This window comes from Flavobacteriales bacterium, from assembly GCA_016712535.1.
Lineage (GTDB): Bacteria > Bacteroidota > Bacteroidia > Flavobacteriales_F > PHOS-HE28 > PHOS-HE28.
This window is the reverse complement of record JADJQW010000004.1, coordinates 480,187-497,653: the sequence shown is the minus strand read 5'-3', so window position 1 is coordinate 497,653 and position 17,467 is coordinate 480,187. Positions and strand designations below refer to the sequence as shown.

16 protein-coding genes and 1 tRNA gene are annotated in these 17,467 nt (G+C 61.9%); 8 read left to right on the top strand and 9 right to left on the bottom strand.

Annotated features, from left to right (window positions below):
• The first annotated feature begins 93 nt into the window (after positions 1-93).
• A complete protein-coding gene (locus tag IPK70_16610) occupies positions 94-1,644 on the top strand; it encodes a S8 family serine peptidase (GenBank protein MBK8228785.1) in 1,551 nt (516 codons plus the stop codon).
• 208 nt (positions 1,645-1,852) lie between these two features.
• Positions 1,853-3,073 (top strand): YHYH protein, encoded by a 1,221-nt coding sequence (locus IPK70_16605; GenBank protein ID MBK8228784.1) that lies wholly within the window; start codon positions 1,853-1,855, stop codon positions 3,071-3,073.
• 89 nt (positions 3,074-3,162) lie between these two features.
• Here IPK70_16605 and IPK70_16600 read toward each other — a convergent pair whose 3' ends face one another.
• On the bottom strand, positions 3,163-3,969 hold the full coding sequence (locus IPK70_16600) for a hypothetical protein (protein MBK8228783.1): 807 nt from the start codon (positions 3,967-3,969) through the stop codon (positions 3,163-3,165).
• A gap of 268 nt (positions 3,970-4,237) precedes the next feature.
• On the opposite strand from IPK70_16600, the gene IPK70_16595 reads away from it, so the two are divergent.
• Positions 4,238-5,113 carry a T9SS type A sorting domain-containing protein gene (locus IPK70_16595; GenBank protein ID MBK8228782.1) on the top strand — a complete coding sequence of 292 codons (876 nt, stop codon included), beginning with the start codon at positions 4,238-4,240 and terminating at the stop codon, positions 5,111-5,113.
• 27 nt (positions 5,114-5,140) lie between these two features.
• On the opposite strand, the gene IPK70_16590 is transcribed toward IPK70_16595, so the two are convergent.
• The 7 genes from IPK70_16590 to IPK70_16560 form a co-directional block, all read right to left on the bottom strand.
• Complete coding sequence (locus tag IPK70_16590) at positions 5,141-5,449, bottom strand: GIY-YIG nuclease family protein (GenBank protein MBK8228781.1); 309 nt, start codon at positions 5,447-5,449, stop codon at positions 5,141-5,143.
• A 304-nt stretch (positions 5,450-5,753) separates the two neighbouring features.
• Complete coding sequence (locus tag IPK70_16585; GenBank protein ID MBK8228780.1) at positions 5,754-6,377, bottom strand: hypothetical protein; 624 nt, start codon at positions 6,375-6,377, stop codon at positions 5,754-5,756.
• 205 nt (positions 6,378-6,582) lie between these two features.
• Positions 6,583-7,056: a HEPN domain-containing protein gene (locus IPK70_16580; protein MBK8228779.1), complete on the bottom strand. Its 474-nt coding sequence runs from the start codon at positions 7,054-7,056 to the stop codon at positions 6,583-6,585.
• Between the two features lie 56 nt (positions 7,057-7,112).
• On the bottom strand, positions 7,113-9,575 hold the full coding sequence (locus tag IPK70_16575; GenBank protein ID MBK8228778.1) for a ribonucleoside-diphosphate reductase subunit alpha: 2,463 nt from the start codon (positions 9,573-9,575) through the stop codon (positions 7,113-7,115).
• Positions 9,576-9,839: 264 nt separating this feature from the next.
• Positions 9,840-10,841 carry a ribonucleotide-diphosphate reductase subunit beta gene (locus IPK70_16570; GenBank protein MBK8228777.1) on the bottom strand — a complete coding sequence of 334 codons (1,002 nt, stop codon included), beginning with the start codon at positions 10,839-10,841 and terminating at the stop codon, positions 9,840-9,842.
• 679 nt (positions 10,842-11,520) lie between these two features.
• A complete protein-coding gene (locus IPK70_16565; protein MBK8228776.1) occupies positions 11,521-12,114 on the bottom strand; it encodes a DUF3109 family protein in 594 nt (197 codons plus the stop codon).
• A 79-nt stretch (positions 12,115-12,193) separates the two neighbouring features.
• Complete coding sequence (locus tag IPK70_16560) at positions 12,194-12,538, bottom strand: hypothetical protein (GenBank protein ID MBK8228775.1); 345 nt, start codon at positions 12,536-12,538, stop codon at positions 12,194-12,196.
• 80 nt (positions 12,539-12,618) lie between these two features.
• On the opposite strand from IPK70_16560, the gene IPK70_16555 reads away from it, so the two are divergent.
• The 4 genes from IPK70_16555 to IPK70_16540 all read left to right on the top strand — a co-directional run bounded on the left by IPK70_16555 (position 12,619) and on the right by IPK70_16540 (position 16,399).
• Positions 12,619-14,160 (top strand): glycine--tRNA ligase, encoded by a 1,542-nt coding sequence (locus tag IPK70_16555; GenBank protein ID MBK8228774.1) that lies wholly within the window; start codon positions 12,619-12,621, stop codon positions 14,158-14,160.
• 33 nt (positions 14,161-14,193) lie between these two features.
• A tRNA-Leu gene (locus IPK70_16550) sits at positions 14,194-14,275 on the top strand.
• A gap of 44 nt (positions 14,276-14,319) precedes the next feature.
• Positions 14,320-14,763, top strand: coding sequence for a dCMP deaminase family protein (locus IPK70_16545; GenBank protein MBK8228773.1), 444 nt, complete (start codon positions 14,320-14,322; stop codon positions 14,761-14,763).
• Between the two features lie 4 nt (positions 14,764-14,767).
• A complete protein-coding gene (locus IPK70_16540; GenBank protein ID MBK8228772.1) occupies positions 14,768-16,399 on the top strand; it encodes a S41 family peptidase in 1,632 nt (543 codons plus the stop codon).
• Between the two features lie 45 nt (positions 16,400-16,444).
• On the opposite strand, the gene IPK70_16535 is transcribed toward IPK70_16540, so the two are convergent.
• A complete protein-coding gene (locus IPK70_16535) occupies positions 16,445-16,687 on the bottom strand; it encodes a hypothetical protein (GenBank protein ID MBK8228771.1) in 243 nt (80 codons plus the stop codon).
• Positions 16,688-16,814: 127 nt separating this feature from the next.
• Between IPK70_16535 and IPK70_16530 the strand changes: the two genes are divergently transcribed.
• Positions 16,815-17,423 carry a superoxide dismutase gene (locus IPK70_16530; protein ID MBK8228770.1) on the top strand — a complete coding sequence of 203 codons (609 nt, stop codon included), beginning with the start codon at positions 16,815-16,817 and terminating at the stop codon, positions 17,421-17,423.
• The last annotated feature ends 44 nt before the right edge of the window (positions 17,424-17,467 follow it).

The following is a 17,467-nucleotide window of genomic DNA, read 5'->3' as shown; positions in this document are numbered from 1 at the left end:
GAAACCCGATGTTCAGCATCCCAGGTGCATCGCCGAGGTTTGGCCGAGTCGATCCGGCGGGATAGCTTTCGTCGCACACTTCAATCCCAACCCATGCGCCGCACCCTCGCCCTTTTGCTGATCGCAAGCTCCTTGATCGCCTGCCGCCGCGAAGAACTGAATGAAACAGCCGGCGCGGAGCAAGGCCCCGTGCTGCAAGAGCGATCCGATCCACAGGCCGTGCCCGACGGCGAACCGCTCACGCAAGCCGACCTGGACCGGACCGTGATCAGCCTGCTCGAGGCCCGCAACGACTTCCGATGGGAATGGGTCGACATGCGCACTTTATGGAGCGCCGTGCAATACAACGACCACAGCCTGGCCATCGGCTATCAGCCTGCCGGCGCGAGCGGCGTTGAGGATGCCCTGCATGACATCAACATCCAGAGCACCCATTGGCGGGCCGTCCATGATGCGCTCATCGATCGGGTGCTCACCGAGCTGAACAGCGGACGCACCACTGGGCGCATCACCCTCGATGACATCCTCGTGGAAGACGATCCCGTGCTGCCGGTCATCACCTTGCGCATCACGGATAAGCACGTGATCACCATGCTGCACAACCTGCGCAACGTGCGCTACCTCGAGCCCTTGGATTACTGGCCTGCAGCTGGCCAAGAGGACGGGCGCAGCACGAGCGGGTGCAGCGGATCCACCACCGCGCTCAATGCAGCGGACGTCACCACGATCACCCCGAATGCCAGGCTGCCCTGGAACTTCAACAACCATTCGGTGCCTGCCGCCTGGAACAGCGCAACGGGCGCTGGCATCACCGTGGGCGTGATCGACGCCGGGATCAGTTCATCGCAGCCCTTGATCGGCAGCGATTTCAATAATGGGGACAGCAACGTGGGCCGTACCATGAGCGCGGGCTACACCTTCGGCGGCTCGGCCTTCAGCAGCTGCACGCACGGCACCAGCATGAGCGGCCAGGCCGTGGGCCCTCGGAACGCGAATGGCGCCGCAACCGGCGTGGCCTACCGCAGCAACCTCGTCTTCCTGCGCGGGTGCGAGGATGTGGTGCTCGACCTCAGCAGCGAGAAGACAGCGGTGAAGAACGCCCTGGTCCAGATGGGCGACAACACCTCGGTGCGCGTGATCAGCATGAGCATCGGATCGCCCTTCAGCAGCGGCGTGCTGAGCGATGGCGTGAACTACGCTTACGGCAAAGGCAAGATGATCATGGCCGCAGCGGGCACCAGCTTCAGCTGGACCAGCTGGTGGGGCGTGATCTACCCCGCGGCGCTGACCAAATGCGTGGCCGTGACCGGGGTGAAGGAGAGCGGGGCGAAATGCTCCAGCTGCCACGACGGCAGCCAGGTCGATCTCACCATCTGCATGGAGCGCAACGCGAGCAGCAGCCGCAATTCGCTCAGCCTTCCGCCCAGCGGCACCACACCCACCTACATCGGAGGAAGCAGCAGCGCTACCAGCACGGCAGCAGGCATCGCCGCGTTGGTATGGAGCGCGAAGCCGAGCGCAACGCGCGCGCAGGTGCTCCAATGCCTCACCAGCACCGCGCAGTTCGCTGGCTCTCCCAGCAGCAGCAAGGGCTACGGCAACATCAACGCATCGGCCGCGGTGAACTGCGCATTGGCCTTGTAGGCCTGCATTGAGGCGCATGCGCCCCTCCGGCATGTGATGCTCGGGCATGATGGTCGTGGATCGGGGCTAGTGGATGCTGCCACGGGCTGCGGATGATCGGTGGCTGCCTCAATTCCTCTTGGTGAAGGGATAGGACGCGCACCATGTATGCGAACCGCGGGTTGAACCTTGGCTTGGCGTGGCTGTCATAGGCCGAACTTGCCCCACCATGAGACTGATCGCCCTCCCGATTACCCTGCTCGCTTCATTATCCGTCTTCGCCCAAGGCCCCACGGTTACCAGTTGGATCCTCAATCCCGGCAACGAGACGGGCTACGCGGGGATCGCCTCCAATGTGCAATCGGTCCACTACACGGCGAATGATGTCTATGTGACCTGCACGTGCATCCCGGGCTACGACATCGGCCCGTGGACCGCCAACCCTAACCTGCCCGCCAACCAGGACTTCTGCTTCAAGGTCACGCGCAACCCGGTTCAGAACACCGGCACCTTGGTGAACACGCCGCTGGGCCATATCGGCGTGTGGCGCAATGGCGTGAGCATCTTCAACGCCAAGGACGGCATGAGCTACAACAACCAGGGCATCTGGAACCGCGATGCGCTGGTGTTCGAGGGCATCAGCTTCGATGTGTGCCTGGGCCACCCCGCGCCGAACGGCGAGTACCACCACCACGTGAGCCCCAACTGCCTCTATGACCATCTCGATGACGAGGCGCATGGCGATCTCATCGGCTACGCCTTCGACGGCTTCCCCATCTATGGCTCGCACGGCTTCGCGAATTCCGATGGCAGCGGCGGAATCGCGCGCATCCGCAGCAGCTACCAGCTGCGCCCCATCACCGACCGCACGACGCTGCCAAACGGCACGGTGCTCAACGCCAATCAATACGGTCCGGCCATCGGCGGCCAATACCCCTTGGGCGCCTTCCTCGAGGATTACGAATACGTCGCGGGCAGCGGCGACCTCGATGTGCACAACGGCCGCTTCTGCGTGACGCCGGAATACCCCGATGGCATCTATGCCTACTTCGTCACCCTCAACGCGCAGTACCAGCCGGCCTACCCCTACGTGCTCGGCCCCACGTACTACGGCACCGTGCAGCCGGGGAACACCGGGCCTGCGAGCGGGCACAGCACGATCCCCGGAACCGCCGTGCTCTACGACCCGCTCGCAACGGCCATCGAGCGCGTCAACGCAGAATCGCTCACGCTCTTCCCCATCCCTTCGGATGAGGTCGTCCACATCCGCACGAGCGGATCACCCGTGCGCACCGTGGAGGTGATCGATGCGCAAGGCCGGATCGTGCTTGCCTCGATCGCATCGGGCATCACGCAAGTGGACCTCGGCGAGCTTCCTTTCGGAGCCTACACCGCGCGCCTCATCCTCGATGATGGATCAGTGGTGAACAAGGCGGTGGTGCGGCAGTGAGCGCAGGCCAAGCGATCAGGACCTTCGGGCAGCTGCAGCCCGAGCTGGAACCGTTCGGCACGAGCGCCTAGGGCCGCACTGCAACAACCCTACTTGAAGGAATACCTCGCGCCGATGATGCCCGCCCCGGCAAGCTCGATGCGGTTCGTCGCATGCCCGGGAACGAACTGCCAACCAACGCCTAGCCGGTAGTCCATGCCCAGCTGCCAGCGCGGCCCGATGCGGAATTTGATGCCGGTTGGTACGAAGACCCGCGTGTAGTACACCTGCTTGGCGCCGTAGGTGTGCTTGTTCATCTCCTCCGCCTTCTGCTGCGAGGGATGCTCCCCATCCGACAAGTAGCGGCCTTCGATCAGCACCATCCTGTTGCCCATGGTGAGCCCGCCGTTCGCACCAAGGCCGAGGTGCCAATGCACGTATCGGCTCCACTCGCCGCGAAGCAGGTAGGCCGTTTCCAAACTGAGCTCCGTTTGCAGGTTGCAGTAGACGATGGACGTGTCCATTCCCTTGTTCCGGTAGGTCACCATCGCTTCGCGCGGCGTGTGAAGGCTGACGCCCACCTGCACTTCGCTGGTGGTGCCCGTGCTCGCCGGCATCGTCTTCGGTCGGCTGAAGCCGGCCAGAACGAAGAGCCCCAACCCGCTGGTGGTCGTGCTCACGCGCTCCTCGAATAGGCTCAGATCGCGCTGGAGCTCCTGGCTGGTTCTCGCGAAGGCCATCAATTGCTGCAACGACATCGTCTCGAAGCGGTCCGTTTCCACGCCGGTCCCGAGATTCAGGCTCGCCATGCGCCATTCGCGACTGGGCAACGGGGCAGCCGATGCCGCTTGCTGCGCTGCGGCGGGCGATGGCGCCGCGAACGCCAGGCATAAGAAAGGAAGTGTCCAGTGCTTCATGACGGAAAAGTAATGATCCATGGGAACGAATGAAGCGCTGACCTGGTGCGAGCGGATTTGATGCTCGGTTTGGCAGGACCGGACACCCTTTTCGGAGCCGTGTCGGTACGTGCCGTGTCCGGATGCCTGCGATGCCAACCAACCTGCAAGCAGTTGGATCCTGAGACGTGTACAGCGCGGAGACGAGGAACGGCGGTGGTGGCGCAAGCGCTGGTGGGCATGGCATGGCGGGCAGCGATCAATTTTGAACCGCACCGATAAGCTGCCCATGCAACAAGCCCCTGCCCTGCTTCTGCTCCTTTCCGGCACTGCATGCGCCGCACAGACCGTTGTGGGGCCCGACGCTCCGGAGATGTCGATCGCCTTCGATGGCACGGTGCTGTCCTTCACGCTGACGAATCCGGCAGGCTCGAACAACGAGAACGGCATGTATGCCGAAGCCTTCACGCCGGTGGACCCCACGCCCGATCCCTTCTGGCGTTTCCAGGGGTATGCGATCTACGAGCTCACCCCCGACGATGCGAACGACAGCCTCATGTTCGTGGTGCAGGACCTGGAGCGCGCGCAGGCCATCGCATGGACGGATGTCGCCGACGGGGTGCTCTCCGCCTGGAACAACTTCATCCTGGACGGTGACAGCTGCACATCCGGTGAATGGAGCTTTGAGGACGATGGCGCTGTGATGGAGTTCTCGTCCGCGGTGAGCGCCATCACGGGCCAGGCCTGGCACCCGGACAGTACCTATTGCTTCGTGGCGATGGCCTTCGCCACGACGCCCCACTTCATGCACCCCGGCTGCGGCACGGAGCAGACCATGCTCTTCAGCCGGCGAAGTCCTTTCGGCTCGTTGCAGGCTTACTGCATCACACCCTCGACGGTGGGCATCGGTGAGCAGGCGAGCACCGGCATGCAGCTATGGCCCAACCCGGTGAGCGAGGTGCTCCACGTGCGCGCTCCTGCGGCGGGCAACTGGCAGGCCACCTGCTTCGATGCGGAAGGCCGGGCGGTCCTTCAGCAGCGCATGGCCGCAGAGGACCGCATCGATGTGCGCGAGGTCGCCAGCGGGGTCTATGTGCTCCAGCTCCGTGCGGAAGGCGGAGCAGTGATCCGCGAGCGATTCATCGTGGAGCACGACGTTCGCTGAGCGGCAGGCTTCGGTTAGGTAGGCGGTTCACTCGAAATCCTTCGCGTGGTACCAGTCCTCGCTCAGGTCCTTCCATTCGGGGTTGGCCTTGGCGATGAGCTCTTCCTTCCAGGCGCGCCGCCAGCGTTTCATGCGCTTCTCTTGCGCGATGGCGCCTTCGATGGTGGGCACGAACTCGAACCACACCAGCTTGTGGCAGAGGAACTGGTCGGTGAATGATTCGGGGAACACGCCCTTCTTGTGCTGTAGGACGCGCTTCATGATGTTGCTGGTGACGCCGGTGTACAGCGTGGTGTTGTGCTTATTGGTCATGAGGTACACCCAACCGCCTTTCATGCTGGTGAAGGTCGCGATCGTTGGTCGATCAGCACAAGCTCGCAACAACGTCACCCCGGAGGCCGGGCGATCGCAGATCGCTTGTCCCGGCCATCCGGGGACTCACCAATGCGATGCACCCGTGGGCATTGGTGAGACCCCGGATACGCGGGGCCCCGTTGCTAGCGCAACGCCCCCGTTCCGGGATGACGATCACGGGCGGGGCTGGCGATCACGGCTGCGGGCCGCAGGATCGTGCGTTAAGTGCACTGACAGACCCAGCGGAGGTGGGGAGGACACCCTGCGCGGGTCTAGGCGGCCCTGATCACTGTCCTCGAAGCTGCCACGCACTAGGTCGTATGACCTTGTGGTTGGTGTGGAACACCCAACTACCTGAAGCCGTCAGACCAGCAAGGCCACCAGCAAGGAGCATGGCCGGGTAGGGTGCCTCCATATGGTCTTCGATCTCAGGATCGTTGGCGGTCAAGAGTTCGAACATGCCCACCATAAATACACACCCGGCGCCTATATACGTCCCCAGGGCCGCGGTCTTCTCCAACCGGGATGCGGGACTGTAATGGAAGGTGATCTTCTTGATCTCGACGAGCTCTGGTCGGATCGTATCGCGATAGATCACTCCGATGGCTTTTTGAAGTATCAGCTTGCGCTGTTCCTCATCCGGGAGCGATCGGTCGCTCTCGATCACGTTCCGATTGTGCCACCATTCAGCATAGGCCTTTCTCCATTCGATAGAACGCTCTAAGGCAGTGTCGCTGATGAACTCCAGTGCGATGAATCCGGAGCCATCGGCACCTATGATCGCGCATTGGATCTTCTTCTTGTCCTTCGTCTGAATGGTGACTTCAACGGGCAGTGGACAGCTCCATTCCTTCAGTGAGTCGTTCCTACTGGTGAAGGACAATGTCCGCTCTTGTGCTGAACAGGGCAATTGGTGAAGAAGGCATACCGCGACCAGAACCGGCCAGGCCTTGCAACGCGGTCGTGGGATATCCACTTCCATGCGCAGTTGCTCGTGTAACCCCCTGGGCGCGCGCGCGGACATTTGACCAAACTAGCGATAAGCTCGTGCGCTTACGGTACATGGTCCGGATCACAGATCCGAACCAGCGGGAAGAGATTCGCGGGAGCGGGGCTCAGGGGGTCTTGGGAACAGCTCTACCGACTCGCAACTTCATAACGGCCTTATTCAAGCCAGTAGTTTGCCAACTTGCCGATTCCTTCGCCACCGTGGCCAGGATTTCGTCCGCTGTTTCGGCGAGGTACTCCACGGTTGGCCTCCCGGAGTTCGCGAAGGCGAAGTACCGAAAACCGTGGGCTGCGACCTCATCCGCTGCAACATCGATGCATTGCTTTGATTCGAATGAAACTGGCATACCAGCGTGAACGCACGCGTTCAGCAGTTTGGACAGATCATGCGAGCGCGGCACCTTCATGCCCCTTCCCCTGAGAAATGCCTTTAACCCAAGCTCGATCGCATGGCACCCAAGGAACATGATGGGGGCATCCATGCCCAGTGCTTCTGAGCTTGATCTGGTGACCTCCAGCGCACGTCTGTAGGCCTTTGCCCCATTCAGGAACGCCTGTGCGATCGGAAGCGCTTTGGTCATGGTGCATGAAGAGCGGCCCGTGAGCCGCTCTTCTCTGTTGGTGTGGTCAGGCGCTCCTACCCACTGCACATCTCGCACCCCTCCGGGTTATCGAGTGAGCAGGCGTTCTTGGCGGCTTCGTATTCCTCCTCGCTCATCTCCACGCCATTCACCACGCGGGTCACGGTGGGGCCGTTCATCACGGGATCGAGCATCACGGTGCTGCCCACGGCTATGCCGTTGCCCACTTTGGCTTCGGCGGCTGCGGGCTGCGCCAGCTTGCTCTTGTCCACCGTGAACTTGATGGCGTCGGTGGCGGCCTTGGTGCGCAGGTAGTACATGCCGGTCTTCAGGCCCGCCTTCCAGCTGTAGAAGTGCATGCTGGTGAGCTTGCCGAAGTTGGCGTTCTCCATGAAGATGTTGAGGCTCTGGCTCTGGCAGATGTAGGCGCCGCGGTCGGCGGCCATATCGATGATGACCTTCTGGCTGATCTCCCAGGCGGTCTTGTAGAGCTGCTTGAGGTTCTCGGGGATCTCCGGGATGTTGGCCACGCTGCCGTTGGCGGCGATGATCTTGTTCTTGAGCTCCTCGCCCCAGAGGTTCAGCTTCACCAAATCGCGCAGCAGGTACTTGTTCACCACCACGAATTCGCCGCTGAGCACGCGGCGCGTGTAGATGTTGCTGGTGTAGGGCTCGAAGCACTCGTTGTTGCCGAGGATCTGCGCGGTGCTGGCGGTGGGCATGGGGGCCAGCAGCAGGCTGTTGCGCACGCCATGCTCCTTCACCTCTTCGCGCAGCGCGTCCCACTCCCACCGGTCGCTGGGCTTCACCTTCCACATGTCGGGCTGCAGGATGCCCTTGCTCACGGGGCTGCCCTCGTAGGTCTCGTAGGGGCCGTGCTCCTTCGCCAGGTCCTTGCTGGCGGTGAGGGCGGCGTAGTAGATGGTCTCGAAGACCTCGCGGTTCAGCACCTTGGCCTCGACGCTATCGAAGGGATAGCGCATGAGGATGAAGGCATCCGCGAGGCCCTGCACGCCGATGCCGATGGGGCGGTGGCGCATGTTGCTGCGGCGCGCCTCGGGGATCGGGTAGTAGTTCTCGTCGATGACGCGGTTGAGGTTCTTGGTGAGCTGGTAGGTGACCTCGAAGAGCTTGTCGTGATCGAACTTGCCCTTCTCCACGAACTTGGGCAGCGCGATGGAGCCGAGGTTGCACACGGCCACCTCATCGGGGCTGGTGTACTCGATGATCTCCGTGCAGAGGTTGCTGCTCTTGATGGTGCCGAGGTTCTGCTGGTTGCTCTTGCTGTTGGCGGCGTCCTTGAAGAGGATGTAGGGCGTGCCGGTCTCGATCTGGCTCTCGAGGATCTTGAACCAGAGGTCCTGCGCCTTGATGGTCTGGCGGCCCTTGCCTTCCTGCTCGTACTTCTCGTAGAGCGCCTCGAACTCCGCGCTGTGGGTGTCGCAGAGGCCGGGGCATTCGTTGGGGCACATCAGGGTCCAATCGCCGTTCTGCTCCACGCGCTTCATGAAGAGGTCGGGAATCCACATGGCGTAGAAGAGGTCGCGCGCGCGCATCTCTTCCTTGCCGTGGTTCTTCTTCAGCTCGAGGAAGTCGAACACGTCGGCGTGCCAGGGCTCCAGGTAGATGGCGAAGCTGCCTTTGCGCTTGCCGCCGCCCTGGTCCACGTAGCGGGCGGTGTCGTTGAAGACGCGCAGCATGGGCACGATGCCGTTGCTGGTGCCGTTGGTGCCCTTGATGTAGGAGCCCTTCGCGCGGAGGTTGTGCACGCTGAGGCCGATGCCGCCGGCGCTCTGGCTGATCTGCGCGCACTGCTTCAGGGTGTCGTAGATGCCGCTGATGCTGTCGTCCTTCAACTGCAACAGGAAGCAGCTGCTCATCTGCGGCTTGGGCGAGCCGGCGTTGAAGAGCGTGGGCGTGGCGTGGGTGTACCAGCCTTCGCTCAGGTCGTTGTAGGTGCGGATGGCGCTCTCGATGTCGCTCTTGTGGATGCCGATGGCCACGCGCATGAGCATGTGCTGCGGGCGCTCCACCACTTGCCCGTGCAGGCGCAGGAGGTAGCTGCGCTCGAGGGTCTTGAAGCCGAAGTAGTCGTAGTTGAAGTCGCGGTCGTAGATGATGGCGCTATCGAGCACCTCGGCGTTCTTCTGGATGATCTCGTGCACATCGTCGGCGAGGAGGGCGGCCCGTGCGCCGGTCTTCGGATCGAGGTAGGTGTAGAGGTCCTTCATGGTCTCGCTGAAGGACTTCTTGGTGTTCTTGTGCAGGTTGCTCACGGCGATGCGGCTGGCGAGCTGCGCATAGTCCGGGTGCTTCACCGTCATGGTGGCGGCCACCTCAGCGGTGAGGTTATCGAGCTGCGTGGTGGTAACGCCGTCGAAGATGCCGTCGATCACTTTCAGGGTGACCTGGGTGGCATCCACGATGGGGTCGAGCTCATAGCAGAGCTTCTTCACGCGGGCGGTGATCTTGTCGAATTTCACGGCCTCCCGGCGTCCGTCGCGCTTGACTACATACATGCTTCTCTTTGGGTATTGGCCTTCGCGTGGGGCTCCCGCCTTGGGCGAAGGGGTTTGGGTGATTGGTTCTCCCCTTGGTGGCGCTCGGCGTGCCTGGCGTCGACCGGGGTTCTAAAAGTCTTGGTCTTCGATCCGCTTGCTCGGGGCGCGCGGGGGTCTTCTTCAACTGATCAATGTGAGTTGCTGGTGAATGGCGAATGGGAGTTGGTGAATGGGGCTGCTATTGCCGACATTTCCTATTCACCATTCGCTATTCACCCTTCCTTAGAAGTCAGCGTCCAACGTGAACTTGGCCTCGTTCTTATCGCCCTTGTTGAGCACGCCGGCCTTCTGGTACTCCCCAACGCGCTTCTCGAAGAAGTTGGTCTTGCCCTGGAGCGAGATCATCTCCATGAAGTCGAATGGGTTCAGGGCGTTGTAGATCTTCTCGTTGCCGAGCTCCATGAGCAGGCGATCGGCCACGAACTCGATGTACTGCTGCATGAGCTTGGCGTTCATGCCGATCAGGTTCACGGGCAGGGCATCGGTCACGAACTCCTTCTCGATCTCCACGGCATCGCGGATGATGGTCTCCACGGTCTTCTTGGGGAGCTTGTTGAGCAGGTGCTTGGTGTAGAGCAGGCAGGCGAAGTCGCAGTGCAGGCCCTCGTCGCGGCTGATGAGCTCGTTGCTGAAGCTGAGGCCGGGCATGAGGCCGCGCTTCTTCAGCCAGAAGATGGAGCAGAAGCTGCCGCTGAAGAAGATGCCCTCCACGGCGGCGAAGGCGATGAGGCGCTCGGCGAAGGTGCCCTTGCTGATCCACTTCAGCGCCCACTCGGCTTTCTTGCCCACGCACGGCACGGTGTCGATGGCGTGCAGCAGCTTGTCCTTCTCCAGGGGATCCTTGATCAGCGTGTCGATGAGCAGGCTGTACGTCTCGCTGTGGATGTTCTCCATGGCGATCTGGAAGCCGTAGAAGAAGCGGGCCTCGGGGTACTGCACCTCATGCAGGAAGTTCTCCGCGAGGTTCTCGTTCACGATGCCGTCGCTGGCGGCGAAGAAGGCGAGCACGTGCTTGATGAAGTAGCGCTCGTCATCGTTGAGCTTCTCGGCCCAGTCCACGAGGTCAGCGTGGAGGTCGATCTCCTCGGCGGTCCAGAACGCGGCCTCATGCTTCTTATAGAACTGCCAGATGTCGTTGTGCTGGATGGGGAAGATGACGAAGCGGTCCTTGTTCTCCTTGAGGAGGGGCTCGTTGGTGAAAGCGGGATCGGCGGGGAGCTCCATGCTCATCTGGGTAGTATTGCTCATGGCGGTGGAAAGTGAAGAGGTCGGTATTCCGTTCGGGTGGTTGGACCCGTTAAGTGATGCTCGGTCTTGTCGGTTGGTCCGTCGGCGTCGATTCCGGAAGCACTCGGAGGAAGGCGTCGGCGGGTCACAAAAATGGAAGCGATGGGGATCGGCAGCAACGGTCCGGAGGCCCCACTTCTTTCGACTTTTCAACACGGGCCTGAAGCGCCCTGTTGACGGGCAAGGGATCGCGCAGGCACACTTGCAAGGGAAATCTTTTGACGATCGGTTAACAAGGGCCGAAGCGCGCGGATCCAGTGCGGTATGGCGTGCGGGCAAAGCGAATGGTCAGTCGCGGCGCACGTTCCACGCGGCGCGTGCAGCGCAATGGCGCGCAGGCCGGGGGAATGCGAACGCGGGTTCACGCAGAGGCGCAGAGAACGCTGAGAAATGCGAGTGCGGGTTGATACGCAGGAGCGGGAGCGTGGAGGAATGCGAATGCGGCCTCACGCAGAGACGCCGAGGGCGCAGAGAAATGCGAACGCGGGTTCACGCAGAGGCGCAGAGAACGCAGAGAAATGCGAATGCGGGCTGATACGAAGACGCGGGAGCGTGGGGGAATGCGAATGCGCTGGGCTTGCTCCTCTGCGTTCCCTGCGCCTCTTCGTGAAATGAGCTACCGCCCTTTCCGCTTCGGCTCGGCGAGCCACTCCGCATAGATCCCCTCCAGCTCGGCGTACCACTCCGCCCCGTATGCGCGGATCAGCGAATCCTTCAGGAAACGGAACACGGGCACATCGAGCTTCGCGCCGCAGGTGCAGGCCGGCTTGCACAGGTTCCACTTGTGGTAGTTGAGCCCGTCGCGCTCGCCGATCTTCTCGATGCGGATTGGATACAAGTGGCAGCTGATCGGCTTGCGGAAAGGGATCTTGCCATCCTTCCAGGCCTTCTCGATGCCGCACAGTGCGATGCCCTTCTCATCGAAGACGGTGAACGCGCATTCCTTCTTGCCATCCACCAGCGGCGTCACCAGGTCGCCGTCCTCGTCAATCACGCTGAAGCCCTGCTCGGCCACGGCTTGCCTGCCCTTCTCCGGGATGTAGCTCTTGTACTTCGGCCAGAGCTTCTCGATCTGCTCGGCCTCTTCCTTCAGCAGCGGCGCGCCGCTCTCGCCCTCCACGCAGCACGCGCCCTTGCACGCGTTCAGGTCGCAGACGAAGCGCTTCTCGAAGAGATCCTCGGAGATGAGGGTGTTGCGGTGCTCGATCATTCGGGCTCAAAGCTACAGGCCGCTAGCCTCTAGCTTCGAGCCGCAAGGGCACGAGCGGAGGTCATCAAGTCCTCCAGTGCTAATCCCGGTCGTTGATCCGCGCCATCAACCAAAGGACGACAAACGCGCCAATGCCCAAAGGAATCACCCACCATTCCCCTGTGAATGCGAGGGCAAAGAGGTTCACGATCACCGCAAGCGCCAACAGCCCGCGATCCTTGCCCCTAGCTTGTGAACTATTGACGCGTTCATTCACGGCTTGATCCGCCGCCATCCAAGCGGTTTCGCGGTCAATGCCGGGCTCCTCCGCCTGAATCTTTTCTATGATACCGTCAACGGATATCCCCGGCACCTTACAGAACTCTCGGGCGAGCCGAAACGCTTTCAGCGTACGATCCTGCGGTACGCGCTTCTCAACAGCCATCGATCAAATATCAATCGAAAGCAACGCACATCTTTGCGCCCGCGACGCTGAAGGTTTCCAGAGCGTTCGCACATCCTGAAATGAGCAATCAAGAAGACCGTCTGAAGACGTTGATCGGCCATGCCAAGGAGTATGGCTTCGTGTTCCCCAGCAGCGAGATCTACGATGGCCTGAGCGCCACCTACGACTACGGCCCGTACGGCGCCGAGCTGAAGAACAACATCCGGCAGTACTGGTGGGCCGCCATGACGAAGCTCAACGAGAACATCGTGGGCATCGACGCGGCCATCTTCATGCACCCCACCGTGTGGAAGGCGAGCGGCCACGTGGACGCCTTCAACGATCCGCTGATCGACAACAAGGACAGCAAGAAGCGCTACCGCGCGGACGTGCTGCTGGAAGAGCACCTGGCGAAGTATGAGCAGAAGATCGCCAAGGAGATCGAGAAGGCGCGCGGGAAATTCGGCGAGGCCTTCAACGAGGAGCAGTTCCGCGCCACCAACCCCAACGTGAAGCGCAGCCAGGAGCGCATCGATGCCGTGGAAGGCCGGATGAAGGCGGCGCTCGAGGCGAACGACCTGGAGGCGGTGCGCCAACTCATCATCGACGAGGAGATCAAGTGCCCGGTGAGCGGCACCGGCAACTGGACGGAGGTGCGGCAGTTCAACCTGATGTTCGCCACGGAGCTCGGCAGCGTGAGCGGCGAGAGCAGCACCATCTACCTGCGGCCGGAGACAGCGCAAGGCATCTTCGTCAACTTCCTCAACGTGCAGAAGAGCGCGCGCATGAAGATCCCCTTCGGCATCGCGCAGACCGGCAAGGCCTTCCGCAACGAGATCGTGGCGCGGCAGTTCGTGTTCCGCATGCGCGAGTTCGAGCAGATGGAGATGCAGTTCTTCGTGAAGCCCGGCACCGAGATGGAGTGGTACACCACCTGGAAGGAGAAGCGCATCGCCTGGCACCGAGCACTCGGCCTGCCCGCCGACCACTACCGCTTCCATGACCACATCAAATTGGCGCACTATGCCAATGCCGCGTGCGACATCGAGTTCCAGTTCCCCATGGGCTTCAAGGAGCTCGAGGGCATCCATAGCCGCACCGACTTCGACCTGAGCAGCCACGAGAAGCACAGCGGCCGCAAGCTCACCTACTTCGATCCCGAAGCCAACGAGAGCTACGTGCCGTACGTGGTGGAAACGAGCATCGGGCTGGACCGCATGTTCCTCGCGATCCTTAGCGCGGCCTACGATGAAGAGAAGCTCGAGGGCGGCGAAGAGCGCGTGGTGCTCCGCATCCCCGCTCCGCTCGCACCAGTGAAGGTGGCCGTGCTGCCTTTGATCAAGAAGGACGGCCTGCCCGAGAAGGCGCGCGAGATCATCGACAGCCTGAAGCTCTCGCATAACTGCCAGTACGACGAGAAGGACAGCATCGGCAAGCGTTACCGCAGGCAGGACGCCATCGGCACGCCCTACTGCATCACGGTGGACCACGAGACGCTCTCCGACAACGCCGTCACCATCCGCGAGCGCGACAGCATGAAGCAGGAGCGCGTGCCCATCAGCGAGGTAGAACGCATCGTGGGCGAGAAGGTGGATCTGCGGGGCTTGTTGAAGCAGTTGTAAGGCTATTTTCGCCGTCCCTTTCAGGAGGCACCCACCCAGGTGGCGGAATCGGTAGACGCGCTGGTCTCAAACACCAGTGAAGCAATTCGTGCGGGTTCGAGTCCCGCCCTGGGTACGATTCGATCGGATGATCCGGCGATCAGATGATCAGAGGATTGAATGCAGCAGGATTCCCTGGTTTACGCCGACCCCCAGAAACAGGAGCGCTACGACCGTGCGTACATGCGCATGGCACAGGAATGGGCCAAGCTGAGCCATTGCACCCGCAAGAAAGTGGGCGCCCTCATCGTGAAGGAGGGCATGATCATCAGCGATGGATACAATGGCACCCCTACGGGGTTCCCGAATGATTGCGAGGATGCCGACGGTCTAACCCATTGGCATGTGCTGCATGCCGAGGCCAACGCCATCATGAAAGTGGCCCGCAGCACCAACAATGCCCGCGAAGCCACGTTGTACCTGACGCACTCGCCTTGCAAGGAATGCAGCAAGCTCATCCTTCAATCCGGAATCAAGCGCTTGGTGTACCTCGACGCTTACAAGGACCCCTCGGGCCTCGACCTGCTGCGGGATGGAGGCGTGCTCATCGCGCAGCTCCTGTGATCCTATGAACCCGCAACGGCATCCGATATCCCCTTATGTGCCCTTGTTGCTCTCCTTGGCGCTGGTCGCCGGCCTGTTCATCGGGCGCAACATGGGCGGTGGGTCCGGCGGACCGTTGAGCGTATTCCAGCTCAGGCAACCGGGCGCCGCCGAGAAGCTCGGGCAAGTGCTGGACCTCATCGACCGGCAATACGTGGATACCGTGGAGAAGGAGGCGCTGGTGGAAGAAGTCCTTCAGGAGATGCTCCATCGGCTCGATCCGCACAGCTACTATATCAGTGCCGCTGAGCTGCGTGCCGCCACCGAGCCCCTCGAAGGCAGCTTCGACGGCATCGGCGTTGAGTTCGCGATACAACGGGATACCGTGGTGGTGGTGGCTCCGGTTGAAGGCGGGCCCAGCGCCCAATTGGGCATCCGCGCAGGCGACCGCATCCTGAAGGCCGATACTGTTCCCCTCGCGGGCGTGGGCATCACCAACGACGGCGTGATGAAGCTCCTTCGCGGCCCCAAGGGCAGCAATGTGAAGGTCGTGATCGGAAGGCCGGGCAAGAAGCCGATGGACGTGGAGATCACCCGCGGCGCCATCCCGATCTATAGCGTTGCGGCGGCGCTGCTGCGTCCCGATGGCACCGGCTACATCAAGCTGAGCCGCTTCGCGAAGAATACCCATGCCGAGTTCCTTGCTGCAGCCGATGGGCTCCGCGCCCAGGGCATGCAGCGCCTGGTGCTCGATCTGCGCGGCAACGGCGGTGGCTACTTGAATGCGGCTGTTGACCTGGCCGACGAGTTCCTGCCCGATGGCAGCGTGATCGTGTACACCCAGGGCCGCAGATCGCCTCGACGGGACATGCTGGCTACCGACCGAGGAGCGTATGAGGACATCCCATTGGCGATCCTCATCGATGAAGGCTCGGCCAGCGCGAGTGAGATCATTGCCGGGGCCCTGCAGGACAATGATCGGGCGACCATCGTCGGCCGCCGGTCCTTCGGGAAAGGCCTGGTGCAGGAACACATCGACCTGCCGGACCAGAGCGCTGTGCGGATCACCACGGCGCGCTACTACACGGCCAGTGGCCGCAGCATCCAGAAACCCTACGGCGCGGGGGTTGATTACGATGCCGATTATGAACGGCGAACCACGCACGGGGAGCTTTTCTCGGCCGACAGCGTGCGCATTGACAGCACGCAGGTCTTCCGCACCAAGGGCGGGCGCATCGTATACGGCGGCGGTGGCGTGATGCCCGACCTCTTCGTGGCGGCCGATACCGCTGAGGGATCCCAATTCCTCACGGACCTGTTCTTCAGCGGCACGCTGAATCAATACGCTTTCGACCTGGCCGACCGCGAACGGAACCGGCTGCTGGCCTTTGGCAGCGCCTCCGCGTTCAAAACGCGCTATGCCCTGTCCGAATCAGCGCTCGACGGACTGCGCAAGGAGGCCAAGGAACAGGGCATCATGGAAAAGCCGGGGGAACTCGAGCGGTCGCGAAAGCAGATCACCAACCGATTGAAGGCTGGCGTGGCTCGCAACCTATGGGGCGATGCCGGTTTCTACGAAGTGATGCTGGACTCCGACTCCGCCTTCATCCGGGCCGCAAGCGAGCTGGCCGCCGGCAAGGCGACTGGGCAAAAATGAAAAGGGGGCCGAAGGGCCCCCATTCCATTTGCAGTACGGAACTGACTACTTGCCGGTGGTCGCAGCAGCAGCGGCAGCAGCGATGCTGTCAGCCACAGCCTGAGCCTTGGCTTCAGCCTCCGCCTGAGCAGCAGCAGCCTCTTCGGCCATGCGGATGCTGTCGGCGCGCATCACAGCCGCGAGGCTGTCAGCAACGGCCTTTGCCTTGGCCTCGATCTCGGCCTGAGACGGGCCGCAAGCCACCACGAAGGCAGCCATGCCGGCCAAAAGAGCGAACTTCTTCAACATGTGAGTGGTACGGTTGGTGAAAGTGGGCGCAAATGTATCCGCGTTATGGATCCGTCAAAATGCTTCGCTGCTTTTCCGGTGAATACCTTCGGCCCTTCGACGGAAACAAGCCAGGAACCCATCAGCCATGCCACATAAACTCCCCGAACTCCCCTACGCCGCCAACGCCTTGGAACCGCACATCGATGCGCGCACCATGGAAATCCACCATGGAAAGCACCACCAGGCCTATGTCACCAACCTGAACAAGGCCATTGAAGGCACCCCCATGGATGGCCAACCCATCGAGGCGCTCATGGCGAGCCTCGACATGACCAACATGCCCGTGCGCAACAACGGTGGCGGCCATTACAACCATAGCCTTTTCTGGACGCTCATGGCCCCGAATTCAGGCGGCACTCCGTCCGGTGAGCTGGCCGAAGCCATCACCCGCGATTTCGGGTCCTTCGATGCCTTCAAAGAGAAGTTCGCAACCGCCGGTGCCACCCGCTTCGGCAGTGGCTGGGCCTGGCTATGCGTTCAGAAAGGCGGCAAGCTCGAAGTGTGCTCTACGCCCAACCAGGATAACCCGCTCATGCCCAATACCGGCTGCGGAGGAACGCCGGTGCTGGCTCTCGATGTATGGGAGCATGCCTACTACCTCAACTACCAGAACCGCCGACCGGATTATATCGCAGCCTTCTGGAACGTGGTGAACTGGGCCGAAGTGGCACGGCGCTTTGCCGCGGGCAAGTAAGCGGCACCTTGAATTCTGGCACGGCGCCAGGGCTATGCTCTGGC